Below are 17051 nucleotides of genomic sequence, written 5' to 3'. Positions count from 1 at the left end.
ACGCAACGCCTCAGCGCGGCGGGGACCGGTGTCGAACCGGTCCTCGCCGCGCTGTGGTGGTGCGGGTCAGCAGGTACGCAGGCCCACGGCGGCCGCGTAGCCGGACGGGACCAGCACGTCGCGCACCGTCCAGCCCGGTGCCGGATCGGTGGGCGCCGGGCCGGTGCCCAGGTAGTCGAGCGCGGGGTCGCGGACCAGACCCGTGCCCAGCCCTTTGAGGTAGGCCTCCTTGCGTACCCAGGCGCGGGTGAAGGCCGCGGGACGGCTGTAGGCGGGCAGCTGCGCCAACTCGTCCGCCTCCGCACGGTGCAGCGCCGACTGCGCGCTGAGCATGACCTTCACCGTGGCCAGTTCCTCCACGTCGACCCCGACCGGCGCCGGCGCGAGCGCCACCAGCACCAGCCCGCCGCTGTGCGACAGCGAGAAGTGCACTCCTGGCGTGGGCAGCACGGGCCGCCCGTGCGGCCCGCCGCAGCCGGCGCAGGGTTCTCGGGTCAGCGGCAGGGCGTCGGCGCGCACCCCCGTCACGACACTGAGCACACCCCGCAACGCCGCGTGGGCGACCACGTAGGCGTCCCGGTCCCGGTCGTGCCGGAAGGCGCGGGCGCGGGCCCGTTCCTCCCCGTCGAGCACCTCGCGGGCGTGCCGGAGGGTCTGTGCGTCCTGCTCCGCCACCCGCGCCAGGTACAGCTCCAGCGGGGCGCGCAGAGCACGGGGGCCTTGCGCGGGCGGTCCGTCGCGCAGCCCCGACAGGTCCAGCACGGCCGGGCACAGCCGCTGCGGCAGCGCCGGAGCCGGCGCGGGAACGGTCGGCGGCGAGGTACTGGTGGCCGGCGGGTCGTGGGCCGAGGGACCCGGGAGCCTGCCCGGGAGTCCCTCAGGCATCTGCCTCGGCCAGCCGTCGACGCAGGCTCAGCGGACGCATGTCCGTCCAGATCACGCCGATGTGGTCCAGGCACGCCTGCCGGGGGCCGCGCAGCCCCTCCGGGTGCCAGCCCGCGGGCAGTTCGCGGTCCGCCCGCCAGATCGAGTACTGCTCCTCGTCGTTGCGCACCACGAGGTACTCCTCGTCGATGCCCGGGCCCGCCTCCTCGGCGTCCGCGCTCTTGGCGAAGTCGGGTTGCGTCACGGTGAACCTCCCGCGGGTGTTGGGGCCGACCGCAGGTCACGGCCGACGCCGACAGCGTGCCCGGGCCACGAAGGCCGGGGTCAGGGACGAACACGCCGACCCCGTGGCACGTGTTGCTGCCGGATCTTCTCTGTCGGCACGGCCCCGCCGCGCGGGACGGTGCTCTCCGGCCGGAGAACCCGGCGAACCCGGGGCGGACCACCGTCCGCCCCGGGGCCGGTCGCCTCCCCGCACCCCCTTTCCGGAAGGAGCACGCGATGTCGGACGAGCACGCACCTGTCCTGCTGCCGGGCGGAGGCTGGCGGCTGTGGGAACAGTTCGCGCTGCGCGGCCCGGGCTTCCCCGCCGACGGCGTGCTGCGCCTGGCCCCGCCTGGACTGGCCGAGGCCGCCGACAAGTTCGGCCCCGACACCCCCCTGTCCGGCCCCGAGTGGGACGGCTTCACCGAGGAGCTCGCCGCCGCGGCCGTGCACACCGCCCGCCGGTTGCAGGAGGTCGCCGCCCGGCCCCGCTTTCAGGCGGCCCTGGCCTGGCAGAACCCCGCCGTGCTGCGCACCGGCATCGCCCCGTTCCTGCGCTGGAACCCGGACACCGACGCGCGCAGCAGCATGCCCCGTCAGCGGGAGGAGCTCGTCGCGCACTACTGGCAGCGGTTCTGCGTGAAGAACGACACCATCGGCTTTTTCGGACCGGTCGGCTGGGGCCGCTGGGACCTGACCGCGACGGACGCCGTCTCCAGCCGTGCCGGGAACACCTTCCTGGCCGCGAGCGAGGTCTATTTCTCCGGCTGGGCGATCGACGCGCTGGCGAAGGTGCTGGCCGAGGACGGCGCGCTGATGCGCTGGATCCCGCCGCGCCGGGTCTCCATCGTCCGTGTCGCCGGCACCACCGTCCGGGTGCCCGGCCGGCCCGCACAACCGGTGGGCGAGCGTGAAGCGGCGGTGCTCCAGCTGTGCGACGGGACCCTGCCCGTGGCAGGGATCGCCGCCGCAGTCGACCTGCCCGAGGACGACGTCACCGACGTCGTGCGGGAGCTGGCACGCAAGCGCTGGGTGCACTGGCGCCTGGAGGTACCGGCGGCCACCCACCCCGACCGCGCCCTGCGCGCCATCGTGGAGCGGGTCCCCGACGCCGCCGCACGCGACCGTGCGCTGGCCAAGCTCGCCGTCCTGGAGGGCGGGCGCGACGCCGTGCGCGACGCCGGCGACGACGCCGACGCGCTCACCGCCGCGATCAGCGCGCTGGAGGCCGACTTCGCCGCCCTCACCGACACCGAGGCCCAGCGCGCCAAGGGCGCCCGCACCGCGCCCTGCCGCGGCCTGGTCTACTCCGACACCCGCCGGGCGGCCACCGCCACCGCGGGCGCGGGTCTGCTCGCCCACCTCGAACCCCTCCAGCTGTGCCTGACCGCCGCGCGCTGGATGACCAACCGCTTCGCCGACGGCATCCGCGCCCGGCTGCGCACCGTGTACGACCGGCTCGCCGCCGAAGGCCCCGTCGACCTCGCCACCCTGTGGCTGCACACCCTGCCCTCCCCGCACCCCGAGGCAGGCGACCTCATCGACACCGTCCAGGGCGAACTGCGCGCCAAGTGGGCCCGCCTGCTCGACATCCCGCACGGCGCGCGCCACGTCCGGCGGACCACCGCCGACCTCGCCGCCCGGGTCCGCGAGGAGTTCGACGAGCCCGGGGACGGCTGGTCCCTGGCCCGCTACATCAGCCCCGACGTCCTCGTCGTCGCCGAGGACGAGGCGGCGCTGGCACGCGGGGACGTGGAACTGGTCCTGGGCGAGATGCACTGCGCCCTGAACACCATGGGCGCCTCCCTCTTCGTGCACCAGCACCCCGACCGCGACGAACTGATCGCCGAGACCAGCCGCGACTTCCCCGGCCCGCGGCTGCTGCCCATGCTCGCCAAGGAACTGCCGCTGAAGTGGTCCACCCGCAGCCGCCCCTCGCTCGACCGGGACCAGGACCACTACGTGGCGCTGGTCGACCAGACCGGGGACCCGTACCGTCCGCGCACCGCGATGAGCGCCGACGTCCTGGTGGAGGACATCGACGGCCGGCTGACCGCGGTGCTCCCCGACGGCACCCGCTACGACCTCCTCGACGCCTACGCCAACACCCTCACCCAGCGCGTGATGGACCGCTTCACCCTGCGCCCCGAGGGCGACCACACCCCGCGCATCAGCGTCGACCGTATGATCCTGGCCCGTGAGACCTGGCAACTGCCGGTCGCGGACGTCGATTTCGCCGACGAGAAGTCGGAGGCGGCGCGCTTCGTCCGGGCCCGCCACTGGCAGCGCCGCCACGAGCTGCCGCGCTTCGTGTTCGTCGTCTCCCCGACCGAACCCCGCCCGTTCTACGTCGACTTCGACAGCCCCGTCTACACCACCATCCTCGCCAAGGCCGCCCGCCGCCTCGCCCGCAAGGACCCCGGCGCCCGGCTGAAGGTCAGCGAGATGCTGCCCACCCCGGAGCAGGCCTGGCTCGCCGACGCCGACGGCCGGCGCTACACCTCCGAACTGCGCTTCGTCGCCGTCGACCAGACCGTCACCGGTGAGGGGGAGCACTGATGCGCACGCTCGCCGACGACATCGCCGAGCACGCCGCCCGGCACCCGCAGCGGATCGCCCTGGACACCCCGGACGGCCCGGTGACCTACCGGCAACTCCACGACCGGGTCCAGGAGATGACCCGCCTGCTGCGGGCCCACGGTGTGCGGCCGGAGACCGTCTGCGCCGTCGCCGTGGAACACGGCCTGGACGCCGTCGCGGCCATGACGGCCGTCCTGCGCTGCGGCGCGGCCTTCCTCACCCTGGACGTGAGTCAGCCCCGCGACCGGCTGGCGTCCTTCGTCCGCAGCGCCCACGCCCGCCTGCTGCTGACCACCACGGCGCACGCCGCCGCCCTCGACCTCGGCGTCCCCGTCGTCCACCTGGACGCACCCGACGCCGCGGATCCCGCCGACGACCCGCCCCTCCCACCCGTCGACCCCCGTGCCCTGGCCTACGTCAGCCACACCTCCGGCAGCACCGGCGCCCCCAGTCCCGTCCTCGTCGAGCACCACGCTCTCGACGGCTACCTGCGCGACACCGCCCGGGCCTTCGCCCTCGGCCCGGACACGGTCGCCCTGCAGATGGCTCCGCTGGGCTACGACGCCTCGATCCGCGACACCTTCGCGCCCCTGCTGGCCGGCGCCCGCCTCGTCCTCGTGGAGCGCGCCCGGCTGCTGCGCCCGGCCGAGTTCGCCCGCACCGTGCGCGAGCACCGGGTCACCGCCCTGCTCAGCGTCACCCCGTCCTTCCTCGCCCACCTCGCCGGGCAGCGCGACCTCGCCGACCCGCTGGCCGGCGTCACGCTCGTCGCGTCCAGCGGCGAGTCCCTGCGTCCCTTCCTCACCGCGGGCGGTCGTTCCCTCGTCCCCGGCCGCCTCGTCAACCAGTACGGCCCGACCGAGTGCACCATGACGACCACCCGCCACGATGTCGCGCCCGACCCCGACCCGGCCGACGACGTCGTCGGCCCGCCCAGGCCCGGCACCACGATCCGCGTCCTCGGCCCCGACCTCGCACCCGTGCCCGACGGCGTGGTGGGCGAGGTGTACATCGGCGGCACGGGCCTCGCCCGCGGCTACGGCGGACTTCCGGCCCGCACGGCCGCCTCCTTCGTCCCCGACCCCTTCGGACCGCCCGGGTCCCGCATGTACCGCACCGGTGACCTCGGCCGGTGGACGGCCCAGGGGCTGCGCTACGAGGGCCGCGGCGACCGGCAGATCAAGATCCGCGGCTACCGGGTGGACCCTGCCGAGATCGAGGGAGCCCTGCTCGCCCACCCCGCCGTCAGCGGGGCCGTCATCACCCCGCACACCGACGACCGCGGCCGCGTCTACCTGGCGGCGCACGTCACCGGAGACCACACCACCCCGGACGCCGCCCTGCGCGCCCACCTGGCCCGCACCCTGCCACCCCATCTGATGCCGCGCCGCTTCCACCGCCACACCGCCCTGCCCACCACCCGCGGCGGCAAGGCCGACCGCGGCCGCCTGGTCGGCGGGAGCACCGCATGAGCACGACGACCGCCACCAGCCACCCGACCGCGCTCGACACACGGCCCGTGACGCGCTCCATGGGCCCTTTCGGCCCCGCCGGCCTCGCCGTCGCCGCCGACCGCATCGCCCCGTACATCGTGCGCACCCCCTTGCTGCCCGGCCCGCCGACTGCCGCCTGCGGCCCGCACCTGCTGCTCAAGGCCGAACACCGTCAGATCGGCGGCTCGTTCAAGACCCGCGGTGCCGCCAACGCCGTTCTCGCCCTGGGCGCCGACCGCGTCGTCACCGGCTCCTCCGGCAACCACGGCATCGCCCTCGCCCGCATCGCCCGTACCCTCGGCCTGGAACTGACCGTCGTGCTCGCCGCCGGCGCGTCCCCCGCCAAAGCCGCCGCCATCCGCGCCCTGGGCGCGCACACCGTCCAGGTCGGCGGGGGAGTGGCCGAGCGCGAGGACCGCGCCCGGGCTCTCGCCGAGACGACCGGCGCCGTCCTCGTCCCGTCGTCCGACCATCCCCTGGTGATCGCCGGTCAGGGCACGGTCGGCACCGAGGTCCTGACCGACGCCCCCGACACCGAGACGGTGTACGTCCCGGTCGGCGGCGGCGGTCTCCTGGCGGGCGTCTGTCTCGCCGCCGCCGCACACCCCGTCCGGGTCGTCGGTGTCGAACCCGCCCTCACCCCGCGCTACGCCCGCTCCCTGGCCGCCGGACACCCCGTGCAGCTGCCGCCGAGCAACACCGTCGCCGACGGCCTGCGCGGGCAGCGGCCCGGGCACCTCACCTACCCGGTCATCCGCGACCGGGTCGACGACCTCATCGCCGTCGGCGAGGCCGAGATCCTCGCCGCGGCAGCCCTGCTGCGCCGCCACGGCGTCGACGCCGAACCCAGCGGTGCCGTCGCCCTGGCCGGGGCCCTGCGCGCCGGCCGCCGCGAAGCCGCCGTGGCCGTCGTCTCCGGCGGCAACACCGCCGCCCGCCTGCACACCCGCACCGCACCCACCACCCTTCAGGAGGACATGCCATGACCGAGAACACCGCCACCGCCGTCAGCACCCTCGACCTGCTCGTCGACGTCTTCCGCGACGTCCTGGACTACGCCGACCTCACTGCGGACACCGACTTCTACGAGGCGGGGGGCGACTCACTGACCGCCTTCCAGATCACCGGCCGCCTCCAGGAGATCCTCGGTTCCGACGACATCCCGGTCTCCCTGGTCTTCGCCTACCCGACCCCGCGCGACCTCGCCGAGGTCGTCGACGCCGACTTCGGGCGCAGCTGACCCACGGTGCCGTGGCCACGACCGGCTTTCCCCGACGCCCGCGCACCGTGACCCGTGCGCGGGCCGGGGCCACCGGCACGTCGCCGTGGTACCGCGCACCCCTGTCCCACCTCACCTCGTCTCCTCCCGCGCGCGTCAAGGAGTGCCGTCATGCCCGAAGACCTCGTCCCGTTCCTCGGCCGCTGGCGCCTGTGGAACCAGTTCGCGCTGCGCGGCCCGGGCTTCCCGGCCGACGGCGTGCTGCGCCTGGCCCCGCCCGGACTGGCCGAGGCCGCCGACAAGTTCGGCCCCGACACCCCGCTGTCCGGCCCCGACTGGGAGGCTTTCACCGACGAACTGGGCGCGGCGGCCGTGGAGACCGCGCACGTGTTGCAGGACATCGCCCGCACCCCGGCGTTCCGGCAGGCGCTGGCCTGGCAGAACCGGCCCGTGCTGACCACCGGCATTGCCCCGTTTCTGCGCTGGAACCCGGACACCGACGCGCGCAGCAGCATGCCCCGTCAGCGGGAGGAGCTGGTCGCGCACTACTGGCAGCGTTTCTGCGTGAAGAACGACACCATCGGTTTCTTCGGACCGGTCGGCTGGGGCCGCTGGGACACCGCGGCGTCCGGGGCGCAGGTAGACCCCGGGACCGGGCTGACCGCCGACTCCACTGTCTACTGGGCCAGTTGGGGCATCGACGCGCTCGCCAGGATCTTGGACACGGACCCGGCGATGCGCGGTTGGCTGGCCCCGAGGCGGGTGCCGTTCGTCGTGGTGCACGGTGACGAGGTGCGCGTGCCCGGCCGGCGCCCGGCGACATTGTCCGCGGCGGCCGCGGCGGTTCTCGCCCGCTGCGACGGTGTCCGCAGGGCCCGCGACATCGCCGCCGACCTGCCCGGCACCGACGTCGAGGCGACGCTGCACGACCTGGTGACCCGCCGCTATGTGACCTGGCGGGTGGAGGTGCCGGCCGACACCCACCCCGAACGCGCCCTGCGCGCCTGGCTGCTGACCATCGGCGACCCCGGCCTCAGACGACGTGGGCTGGCCGCCCTGGACCTGCTGGAGTCAGGGAAGGAGAAGGTGGCCGCCGCCACCGGCGAGGACGAACTCCTGTCCGCGCTGGCGGAGTTGGAGCGCGACTTCACCGACCTCACCGACACGGCCGCGGTGCGTGAGAAGTCGGCCTCCACCGCGCCCTGCCGCGCTCTGGTGTACAGCGACACCCGCCGCTCGGCCACCGCCCGCCTCGGCCCGGCCGTCGTGGAGGCGCTGTCGCCCCTGCGCATCCTGATGGACAGCGCCGGTTGGCTCACCGCACAACTGGCCGCCACCGTGCGGGCCGAGATCCGCGGCATTCATCACCGGCTCGCCGCGGACGGACCGGTCGACCTGGCGTCCTTCTGGTTCGCGTGCCTGCCGGTCCTGCACGGCACCGCCCGCACGGCGGCCGGGGAGCTTCAGCGGGAGTTCGCCGCACGCTGGCAGCGCATCCTGGCCGTCCCCGACGGGGCCCGCAGGGTCGACCGGCGTGCCTGCGACATCGAGGCAGCGGCGCGGCGGGAGTTCGACGGCGGCGGAGGCTGGACCGCCGCCCGCTATCTCAGCCCGGACGTCATGATCGCCGCCGAGGGTCCCGAGGCAGCCGCCCGCGGCGACTTCACCCTCGTCCTCGGCGAACTCCACCTCGCCGCCAACACCCTGGGTGCCTCGCTCTTCACCCACCAGCACACCGACATCGACGAACTGTTCGCCCTCACCGACCAGGACCACCCCGGCCCGCGACTGCTGCCGCTGATCCCCAAGGAGCATCGGGCTCGCCTCTCCGCCCGAGTCCGCCAGACACTGGTGCGGCCCCAGGACTACCAGGTGGCCCTCACCGACTTCACCGCCGACCCCGCTCGCCCGCGGGCTGTCCGCAGTGCCGACGCCGTCGTCGAGGAGTGCGGCGACGACCTGGTCGTCCGCCTGCCGGACGGTGCGGTCTTCCCCGCGATCGACGTCTTCTCGCACGTCCTGACCACGCTGTCCATGGACCTCTTCCAGCTGCTGCCACCGGCCGACCACACCCCCCGCGTCACCGTCGACCGGATGGTGGTCGCGCGCGAGACCTGGCAACTGCCCGCAGCGGAGGCCGACTTCGCCGACGACAAGGACGAAGCCCGGCGCTTCGTACGGGCCCGCCAGTGGCGCGCCCGACTCGGTCTGCCCCGCTACGTCTTCGTGGTCTCCCCGACGGAGTCCCGCCCCTTCTACGTCGACTTCGACAGTCCGGTCTACGTCACGATCCTCGCCAAGGCCCTGCGCCGCCTGGCCCGCAAGGACCCGAACGGCACCGCCACGTTCACGGAGATGCTCCCGACGCCGGAACAGACCTGGCTCACCGACGACGAAGGGCGGCGCTACACATCGGAGTTGAGGTTCGTCGCCTTCGACACCCAGGAGGAGTGACGGGGGTGGGGAGGCGTACACGCGGGTGGCGTGTCCGCGTCCGACGGCAGAAGGCGGGCTCGACCTCTCGTCGAGCCCGCCGCGCCGGCTCCGTGGCGGAGCCGGAACCACCGTCTGGTGTCAGCGCTGGAGCGTCAGCAGACCCGGGCGGTAGGGCAGGAGGCCGTAGTCCCCGCCGGAGTTGGGGCTGCGCCCCTGGTACAGCAACTGCAGGTTGCAGGGATCGACGGTCATGGTCTGGTCGGGGCTGGTGCGGATCAGCTCGCCGTGGCTGATGTCGTTCGTCCAGGTGGCCCCGCTGTTGGCCTTGCCGGCGAAGGGGTTGCTCTCGGTCGCGGCCTGGGGCGTCCAGGTGCCGTTGAGGCTGGTGGCCGTGAACGAGCGGAAGTAGCGGCCCTGCGAGCCGATCGCCTCGACGATCATGAGGTAGCGGTTCTGGCCCTGCAGTTTGTAGACCTGCGGGGCTTCGAACAGGTTGTTCGTCGTGTCGCTCATGATCGTCGTGTACGACGAGCCGAAGTTGCCCGGGAAGTTCCCTATCGGCATGCTGGCCCGGTAGATCTTGCCGTTGTCACCGGCGAAGAACAGGTACATGTTCGTGCCGTCGGCGATGAGCGTCTGGTCGATGGGTCCGGTTCCGGAGCCGGAGATGCTTCCGGTGAAGAGCGTCTGCTGGGCTGACCAGCCATTGGGGTTGGTGGGGTCGCTCGAGGTCCGGTAGGAGAAGGCGGTCCCGCCCCACTGGTAGGCGAGCACCCAGATGTTCTTCGGCGCGAAGTAGAACAGCGTCGGCGCGACGGTGGAGGTCGACATCGCGTTCTGGCTGGCCGAGGCCATCTCCGACCAGTTGGTGAACAGACCGAAGTTCATCGAGCCCCAGCGCGTCCCCGTGTCGTGCGTCGTCGCGTAGACGAGTTGTTTGCCGTTGTAGGGGACGACGGTGAAGTCCTTGAGCGAGACCCACCCAGCCTTCGGTTGCGCCAGCGCACCCGTGGACGACCAGCGGTATGTCGACGGAAGATCGCACACCCCGGGCGTGCCGCCGCCGACCTTGACGAGCTGCCACTGCTGGTTGGTGCCGCCCCAGTCGTCGTACTGGACGATGTTCGCGTTGTCGGCCGTGGACGCGCCCTGCACTTCGAGGGCCTTGTTGCTGTGCCGCGAGATGAGCCGTACGTAGCCGTCCGAGCTGTCGGCCAGCCGCCACTGCTGGTTGGTGGCGCTCTGGTCGGCCCACTGGACGATCGAACCGCCGTTCGCGGTGGACCAGTTGTAGAGGTCCAGCACCTTGCCCGAGTGGCGGGACTTGATGCGGTAGTAGCCGCCCCCGGAGTCGACGAACTGCCACTGCTGCTGGGCCTGATCGTTTCTGGTCCACTGGGTGATGCGGGCGCCGTCGTTGGTCGCCTGGTTGTAGACGTCCAGCGCTTTGCCGCTGTTTCGGTTGATGAGCACATACGAGGCGTTGGGGTCCACGGTCGCCGCGGCGGCCGGCTGGGCGCCGAGGAACGTGGCCACGAGCAGCAGGGGCGCCAGAGCGGCGAGTAAGCGTCTCAGACTGACCGGGAAGGGGTGGCGAAACCGCATCAGAGAGCCTCCTTGGGGGCGGGTGAGGTGACGCCGATGACCGCAGAGCGGCGCTATCCAGGCAGGAGCATTTCCGAAACATTCGAAGTAGTTCCCGAACCTGTGACGCCACAAGCTAGGAATGCGGAGCCCTCGGGTCAAGGTCTGCTGCCGATCTGTCTACAACGAGTTCCAGCTCAACGGGCCGGACGGAGGGTGAAGTTGGGTGCCATATCCGCGCATACCCCCAGGTCCCGAGTTGTGAGCCATGCCGACTGCGGCGGCGGAAGGTTACGTACCCGGAACGGCCCGACGTCGAAAGTTGCGAGCGAATAACAGAAACTTTCCCTGTGATGTGTATTGACGATCCACCGTCAAGCCCGCACCATCCGTCTCTGGGTGGCCGGACGCAGTTCGAGATATCGAACTGTGGTGGCCCTGGTACACCCGTGCTTCACGGCAGTTCCACGCACACCGCAGATCGGCGCAGCACAACACCGGCGCCACCCCGCTCTGTTCCGGTGAGGCCCACACCAGCGCATCCGTCTCTTCGTGCAGTTGGAGAGGCGCGCGGCGCCGCGTGACGGCCCCCCGGTCGAACCGCGATGGAGTACCCCGTGCCCGTGTCGAAACAGTTCGCCGCCCGCCCTGAGTCACCCGACCGCCGACCGGGCGCCGCCCCGTGACCGCGGGGTCCCGTGCAGCGGGCTGCCTGGCTTTCCGGCGTCCTGCCGGGCGAACTGCTCCCAGGTCTGCTCGGGCGGCTGGCCCGTCCGGCGGGCGGAAGCGGCCGGCACCGTCCCCTGACCTTCCGTCGTTCCGTGATGTCTACCTTGGAGGAACAGCCATGGGCTCGTACGCCCTTCCCAGACCTGTAGCCCGCCGGAGGATCCGCGGCCTGCTGTTGGCGCTGCTCGCCTGCGTACTCGGCGCGGCCGCCGCACTGGCCGCGCCCCCGACGGCACACGCCGCCGAGAGCACGCTCGGCGCCGCGGCGGCGCAGAGCGGCCGTTACTTCGGTACCGCCATCGCCTCCGGCAGGCTGGGCGACTCGGCGTACACGGGGATCGCCGGCCGTGAGTTCAACTCGGTGACGGCCGAGAACGAGATGAAGATCGACGCCACTGAACCGCAGCGCGGCCAGTTCAACTTCACCGCCGGTGACCGTGTCTACAACTGGGCGGTGCAGAACGGCAAGCAGGTGCGCGGGCACACCCTCGCCTGGCACTCGCAGCAGCCCGCCTGGATGCAGAGCCTCAGCGGCAGCACGCTGCGCCAGGCGATGATCAACCACATCAACGGCGTGATGGCCCACTACAAGGGCAAGATCGCCCAGTGGGACGTCGTGAACGAGGCCTTCGCCGACGGCAGTTCGGGAGCCCGGCGGGACTCCAACCTCCAACGCACCGGAAACGACTGGATCGAGGTCGCCTTCCGGACCGCGCGCGCCGCCGACCCGGCCGCCAAGCTCTGCTACAACGACTACAACGTGGAGAACTGGACCTGGGCCAAGACCCAGGCCATGTACGCCATGGTCCGGGACTTCAAGCAGCGTGGCGTGCCGATCGACTGCGTCGGCTTCCAGTCGCACTTCAACAGCGGCAGCCCCTACAACAGCAACTTCCGCACGACGCTCCAGAACTTCGCCGCCCTCGGCGTGGACGTGGCCATCACCGAGCTGGACATCCAGGGCGCCTCGGCCTCGACCTATGCCGCTGTGACCAACGACTGCCTGGCCGTACCGCGCTGCCTCGGCATCACCGTCTGGGGTGTGCGCGACACCGACTCCTGGCGCGCGCAGGACACGCCGCTGCTGTTCAACGGCGACGGCAGCAAGAAGCCCGCGTACACCGCCGTCCTCAACGCACTCAACGGCGGCACCACCACGCCCCCCGGTGACGGAGGAACGATCAAGGGCGTCGGTTCGGGCCGCTGCCTGGACGTGCCCAACGCCAGTACCACCGACGGCACCCAGGTCCAGCTGTGGGACTGCCACAGCGGCACCAACCAGCAGTGGACGGCCACCTCAGCCGGCGAACTCCGGGTCTACGGCAACAAGTGCCTGGACGCCGCGGGCACCGGCAACGGCACCAAAGTCCAGATCTACAGCTGCTGGGGCGGCGACAACCAGAAGTGGCGCCTCAACTCCGACGGATCCATCGTCGGCGTCCAGTCCGGCCTCTGCCTGGACGCCGCCTCGAGCGGCACCGCCAACGGCACCCTGATCCAGCTCTACTCCTGCTCGGGCGGCAGCAACCAACGCTGGACCCGCGCCTAGGGGCTCGGTCACAGACGAAAGGGTGAATCGATGACGACCTACGGTGCGGATTCCCACGCTCCGCCGCGAAGGCCACGCTGGTGGTCCCGCGTCGCCGCCGTGGTGGCGGCGACCCTCGCGATCGGCATGCTCACCGCGGTGGACCCGGTGCCCGCCGAAGCGGCGACGGTGGACACCAACGCCTGGTACGTCCTGGTCAATCGCGGCAGCGGCAAGGCGCTGGACGTCTCCGGCGCGTCCACCGCCGACGGCGCGCGAGTCAACCAGTGGACGCGCGGCGACGGAACCAACCAGCAGTGGCAGTTCGTGGACTCCGGCGGCGGCTTCTACCGCCTCAAGGCCCGGCATTCGAGCAAAGTGCTCGACGTGGCCGGCGCCTCGACCGCCGACGGTGCCGCGATCCAGCAGTGGGCCGACCACAACGGGGCCAACCAGCAGTTCCGCCTGGCCGACTCCGACGCGGGCCACGTCCGGCTGATCAACCGCGGCAGCAACAAGGCGGTGGAGGTGCAGGGCGCCTCGACCGCGGACGGCGCCAACGTCGTCCAGTACAACGACTGGGGCGGCACCAACCAGCAGTGGCAGATGGTGAAGCTGTCGTCCGATGGCGGCGGCACTGGCGCGTGCGGCAGCGCACCGACGCTGACGAGCGGGACGCACACCATCCAGAGCGGCGGCAAGAGCCGCAGCTTCATCCTCCGGGTTCCCGCCAACTACGACAACAGCCACCGCTACCGGCTGATCTTCGCGTTCCACTGGAGGGGCGGCACCGCCGGCGACGTGGCCTCGGGCGGCACGAGCGGTAGCGCCTGGTCCTACTACGGCCAACAGGAACAGTCGAACAACAGCGCCATCCTCGTAGCCCCCCAGGGCCTCGGCAACGGCTGGGCCAACTCGGGCGGCGAGGACATCACCTTCGTCGACGACATGATCCGGCGCATCGAAAGCGGCCTCTGTGTCAACCCGGCACAGCGTTTCGCCACGGGATTCAGCTGGGGCGGCGGCATGAGCTACGCCCTCGCATGCAGTCGGGCGAACGTCTTCAGGGCCGTCGCCGTCATGTCCGGTGCCGAAATCAGCGGATGCAGCGGGGGTACCCAACCCATCGCCTACTTCGGAATCCACGGCATCAGCGACAACGTCCTCAACATCGCACAAGGACGGTCCCTGCGCGACAGGTTCGTCCGCAACAACGGTTGCGCCTCCCAGAGCCCGCGCGAGCCCGCGCCGGGCAGCCGGACGCACGTCACCACCACCTACTCGGGCTGCCGTGCCGGCTACCCGGTCCAGTGGGCCGCGTTCGACGGAGGCCACATCCCCGGTCCGGTCGAGGGCTCCTCCGGTGAAAGCGGCGTCACCACCTGGACCAAGGCAGAGATCTGGAGGTTCTTCGCACAGTTCCAATGACAGGCCCGCACCAAGGAGTGGAGCCGGGATGATCCCGGCTCCACTCGGTCTCTGGTCCGCGTGCCGACCTGGGCCGGCTGAGCGGTGTCGCTGACGTGGATCGGTACGCATTGTCAGACGCTGCTGGCAGCATCCCTGCCATGAATGCCGTCTTCACCACCCCGCCGCGGCCCTTCGACGTCACCGCGCTCTTCCCTCAACTGGCCCCGCTGGCACGCCCGGCGACCCGGCTGCACCCGCGGCCGGGGTCGCCGACCGTGCACGACAGTTCCGTCGGCGGGCCGCTCCTGTGGCCCGCCGACGAGCCGTGGCCGCACTGCGTGGAGCCGCACGACCGTGAGGCGGCAGACGAGATGCACTCCCCGGACGAGATCCGGACCCTGCGTCGCATCCGCTCGGCAGCGGCCCAGCGGCGGCTCCGCGACCCCCAGGCACCCGAGATCACGCCCGAGGAACGGGAGATCGCGCAGCGGCTGCGCCAGGGCCACCCGTGGTTCGACGGCCCGATTCCCATGATCCCCGTGGCCCAGCTCTACGCCCGTGACGTCCCTCTCCCGGTCTGCCCTCCCGGCGCCGACCTGCTCCAGGTCCTGTGGTGCCCTTGTGACCACGAGGAGTTCGCACACCCCCGAACCGCCCTCTTCTGGCGCTCCTCGGCCTCCGTCGCCGATGTCCTCGAGGCCCCGCCCGAGCCGCCCGTGATCCAGTTCGACTGGTACCTGCCGGAACCGTGCCTGCTCGCACCGGAGCAGATCATCGAATACCCCGACCCCCTGGAGCTGAGCAAGGAAGTGCAGCAGCGGTTGGGCGACGTGAGCCTGTGGGAGGCGGCCGGATGTGCGTGGGACAGCACCGGCGCGTTGGACCCGCAGGAGTTCTACTTCCGCAACCTGTGCCACGCCCCTGGGTGGAAGACCGGCGGCTGGACCCGCTGGGGCCTGACCGACCCCATGCCCCGCCCGTGCCCCGCATGCGGCACCGAGACGACTCCGCTGCTCACCATCGCGTCCTCGGAATGGAACGCCGGCAGCAAGAGCTGGATGCCCGAGGAGGAACGGACGAACCCGACTCCGCTCCTCCTCGGCACCCCGCCCTCGAACTTCACTCTCCTCGACATCGCCGGCGCCTACAGCCTGCAACTCCACGTCTGCCCTGCGTCCCCGGAGCATCCCCACATCGAACTGGTCCAGTGAGCCCTCGCGAATGTCCTCCGCGCGTCGACCCGTACCGACCAGGGGAGTCCTCGGACTCGGCGCTCATTGGTTGAGAATTCACTTATCCAGGTAGATCAAGTTAGGCTTGCCTTATATGCTCGCTGAGCCCCCCGCCCCCTTCCGGCATGCCCGGGCTCAGGCCACACCTCGCACGACAGGACCCCCATGCGCACGACGTCCCGCGGTCTCCTCTTGACGCTTGCTCTCACCCCGTTGCTGGCCGGATGTTTCGCGGCGAGCGAGCAGGGCTCTGGTTCGGGCGCCGGGGGCGGCACGGCCGGGCGGCTGAGGGTCGCTCTCGCGGTGCCGCCGGTGCAGGCGCTGTCGCCGTACAGCAACGACGCCACCGTGCTGAGCAAGCTCTCCGTGGCCGAGGGCCTCACCGCCCTGGACAAGAACGGCGCCCCCGCGCCCGCGCTGGCCACGTCCTGGAAGCAGACCGACCCCACCCACTGGACCTTCGAGCTGCGCAAGGCCACCTTCCAGGACGGCACCAAGGTCACCGCCGACTCCGTGGTCAACGCCCTGAACCACGCGGGCGCCGCCGAGCCCAAGCCCCGCGTCCTCAGCGACGTCACCCTCACCGCGAAGGCCGCCGACGCCGACACCGTCACCATCGCCACCAAGACCGCGGACCCGGTGCTCCCGCTGCGCCTGGCCAGCCCGGCGCTGGCCATCCTCTCGGCCAAGGCGTACGGCAAGGACGGCGCCGCCAGCCCGATCGGCACCGGAACCGGCCCCTTCAGGATCACGAAGCTCACCGGCAAGTCCGCGGCTGTCCTGGACCGCTATGACGGCTACTGGGGCGGCAAGGCGAAGGCGCCCGGCATCGACGTGACCTGGATAGCCGACGGCACGGCCCGCGCGAACGCCCTGCGGGGCGGCGAGGTCGACATCGCCGAGTGGATCCCCACCTCCCAGGCGAAGCTGCTGGACGCGAAGACCCGTCACGAGGTGCCGTCCGTGCGGACGGACAGCCTCGTCCTCAACACCGGCAGCGGCCTGTTCACCGATCCGGCGCTGCGCGCGGCCGCCCGTGAGGCTGTCGACGGTTCGGCACTCGTGGACTCGGTCTTCGGCGGCTACGCCGACCCCGCGCAGGGTCTGTTCGGTCCCGCCGTGCCCTGGGCGGCCGACCACCGCGTCCAGGTCACCGGCCGCGCCCGGGCCGCGACCGCGCCGCAGGTCAAGGCCGACACGAAGGGCAAGACCCTGCGCCTGGCCACCTACACCAACCGCGCCGAACTTCCCGAGGCCGCCACGGTCCTGCAGCAGCAGCTGGAGAAGGCCGGGTTCACCGTGAAGCAGGACGTACGCGAGTACACGCAGATGGAGGGCGACCTCCTCGCCGGCAAGTACGACGCCCTCGTCTTCTCCCGGGTCACCCTCCTCGACACCGGTGACGCGGTCGCCTACCTGGCCAGCGACTACACGAGCGACGGCGTGTACAACATCGCCCGTCTGAAGGACTCCAAGGTGGACCGGGCCATCGAGTCCGCCGCGGAGGAGGGCGACACGACGAAGCGCCGACAGAAGATCATGGCCGCCGAGGCGGAGATCCTGCGCACCGACGCCGTCGTGCCGCTGGTGCACGAGAGGGTCGTCCAGGGCATCGCCACCGATGTCGAGGGCGTGCTGCTCGACCCGCGTGAGCGCTCCCTGATCGACGTCGACACGCACCTGAAGTAACG

At 71.8% G+C, this 17051-nt stretch carries 12 protein-coding genes; 9 read left to right on the top strand and 3 right to left on the bottom strand.

What is annotated here, in order from left to right; translation table 11 throughout:
* Window positions 1-66 precede the first annotated feature (66 nt).
* On the bottom strand, window positions 67-885 hold the full coding sequence (locus ACH41F_RS14670) for a 4'-phosphopantetheinyl transferase family protein (protein WP_398835601.1): 819 nt from the start codon (window positions 883-885) through the stop codon (window positions 67-69).
* Window positions 878-1075 carry an MbtH family NRPS accessory protein gene (locus ACH41F_RS14665; protein WP_391231546.1) on the bottom strand — a complete coding sequence of 66 codons (198 nt, stop codon included), beginning with the start codon at window positions 1073-1075 and terminating at the stop codon, window positions 878-880. The genes ACH41F_RS14670 and ACH41F_RS14665 overlap by 8 nt, the downstream gene beginning before the upstream one ends.
* A gap of 311 nt (window positions 1076-1386) precedes the next feature.
* Between ACH41F_RS14665 and ACH41F_RS14660 the strand changes: the two genes are divergently transcribed.
* The 5 genes from ACH41F_RS14660 (at window position 1387) to ACH41F_RS14640 (ending at window position 8895) form a co-directional block, all read left to right on the top strand.
* On the top strand, window positions 1387-3708 hold the full coding sequence (locus ACH41F_RS14660) for a lantibiotic dehydratase (protein ID WP_398835599.1): 2322 nt from the start codon (window positions 1387-1389) through the stop codon (window positions 3706-3708).
* Window positions 3708-5201, top strand: coding sequence for an amino acid adenylation domain-containing protein (locus ACH41F_RS14655; RefSeq protein ID WP_398835596.1), 1494 nt, complete (start codon window positions 3708-3710; stop codon window positions 5199-5201). Before ACH41F_RS14660 ends, ACH41F_RS14655 begins: the two co-directional genes overlap by 1 nt.
* On the top strand, window positions 5198-6208 hold the full coding sequence (locus tag ACH41F_RS14650; protein ID WP_391231185.1) for a pyridoxal-phosphate dependent enzyme: 1011 nt from the start codon (window positions 5198-5200) through the stop codon (window positions 6206-6208). The genes ACH41F_RS14655 and ACH41F_RS14650 overlap by 4 nt, the downstream gene beginning before the upstream one ends.
* Window positions 6205-6462, top strand: coding sequence for a phosphopantetheine-binding protein (locus ACH41F_RS14645; protein ID WP_391231186.1), 258 nt, complete (start codon window positions 6205-6207; stop codon window positions 6460-6462). The genes ACH41F_RS14650 and ACH41F_RS14645 overlap by 4 nt, the downstream gene beginning before the upstream one ends.
* Window positions 6463-6612: 150 nt before the next feature.
* Window positions 6613-8895, top strand: coding sequence for a lantibiotic dehydratase (locus ACH41F_RS14640; RefSeq protein ID WP_398835593.1), 2283 nt, complete (start codon window positions 6613-6615; stop codon window positions 8893-8895).
* 120 nt (window positions 8896-9015) lie between these two features.
* Here the strand turns inward: ACH41F_RS14640 and ACH41F_RS14635 are convergent, their stop codons facing one another.
* Window positions 9016-10482 carry a non-reducing end alpha-L-arabinofuranosidase family hydrolase gene (locus ACH41F_RS14635; protein WP_398835590.1) on the bottom strand — a complete coding sequence of 489 codons (1467 nt, stop codon included), beginning with the start codon at window positions 10480-10482 and terminating at the stop codon, window positions 9016-9018.
* 826 nt (window positions 10483-11308) lie between these two features.
* Here ACH41F_RS14635 and ACH41F_RS14630 point away from each other — a divergent pair.
* The 4 genes from ACH41F_RS14630 (at window position 11309) to ACH41F_RS14615 (ending at window position 17049) form a co-directional block, all read left to right on the top strand.
* The gene (locus tag ACH41F_RS14630) at window positions 11309-12739 is read left to right on the top strand and encodes an endo-1,4-beta-xylanase (RefSeq protein ID WP_391231190.1); all 1431 of its coding nucleotides are present in this window, start codon (window positions 11309-11311) and stop codon (window positions 12737-12739) included.
* Between the two features lie 99 nt (window positions 12740-12838).
* Window positions 12839-14146, top strand: a complete 1308-nt coding sequence (locus tag ACH41F_RS14625) for an RICIN domain-containing protein (protein ID WP_398836371.1) — start codon at window positions 12839-12841, stop codon at window positions 14144-14146.
* A gap of 140 nt (window positions 14147-14286) precedes the next feature.
* Window positions 14287-15339, top strand: a complete 1053-nt coding sequence (locus ACH41F_RS14620; RefSeq protein ID WP_398835587.1) for a hypothetical protein — start codon at window positions 14287-14289, stop codon at window positions 15337-15339.
* A gap of 186 nt (window positions 15340-15525) precedes the next feature.
* A complete protein-coding gene (locus tag ACH41F_RS14615) occupies window positions 15526-17049 on the top strand; it encodes an ABC transporter substrate-binding protein (RefSeq protein ID WP_398835585.1) in 1524 nt (507 codons plus the stop codon).
* Window positions 17050-17051: the final 2 nt, after the last annotated feature.

It is taken from the genome of Streptomyces sp. NPDC020489 (assembly GCF_044386545.1).
Taxonomy (GTDB): Bacteria; Actinomycetota; Actinomycetes; order Streptomycetales; family Streptomycetaceae; genus Streptomyces.
Note: the sequence above shows the minus strand (reverse complement) of the source record. Positions and strands in the feature narration are given on the sequence as shown.

Coding starts and splice junctions, on each gene's coding strand:
- ACH41F_RS14615 (WP_398835585.1), top strand. CDS start 15,526: ATGCGCACGACGTCCCGCGGTCTCCTCTTGACGCTTGCTCTCACCCCG.
- ACH41F_RS14640 (WP_398835593.1), top strand. CDS start 6,613: ATGCCCGAAGACCTCGTCCCGTTCCTCGGCCGCTGGCGCCTGTGGAAC.
- ACH41F_RS14660 (WP_398835599.1), top strand. CDS start 1,387: ATGTCGGACGAGCACGCACCTGTCCTGCTGCCGGGCGGAGGCTGGCGG.
- ACH41F_RS14630 (WP_391231190.1), top strand. CDS start 11,309: ATGGGCTCGTACGCCCTTCCCAGACCTGTAGCCCGCCGGAGGATCCGC.
- ACH41F_RS14655 (WP_398835596.1), top strand. CDS start 3,708: ATGCGCACGCTCGCCGACGACATCGCCGAGCACGCCGCCCGGCACCCG.
- ACH41F_RS14620 (WP_398835587.1), top strand. CDS start 14,287: ATGAATGCCGTCTTCACCACCCCGCCGCGGCCCTTCGACGTCACCGCG.
- ACH41F_RS14650 (WP_391231185.1), top strand. CDS start 5,198: ATGAGCACGACGACCGCCACCAGCCACCCGACCGCGCTCGACACACGG.
- ACH41F_RS14645 (WP_391231186.1), top strand. CDS start 6,205: ATGACCGAGAACACCGCCACCGCCGTCAGCACCCTCGACCTGCTCGTC.
- ACH41F_RS14635 (WP_398835590.1), bottom strand. CDS start 10,482: ATGCGGTTTCGCCACCCCTTCCCGGTCAGTCTGAGACGCTTACTCGCC.
- ACH41F_RS14670 (WP_398835601.1), bottom strand. CDS start 885: ATGCCTGAGGGACTCCCGGGCAGGCTCCCGGGTCCCTCGGCCCACGAC.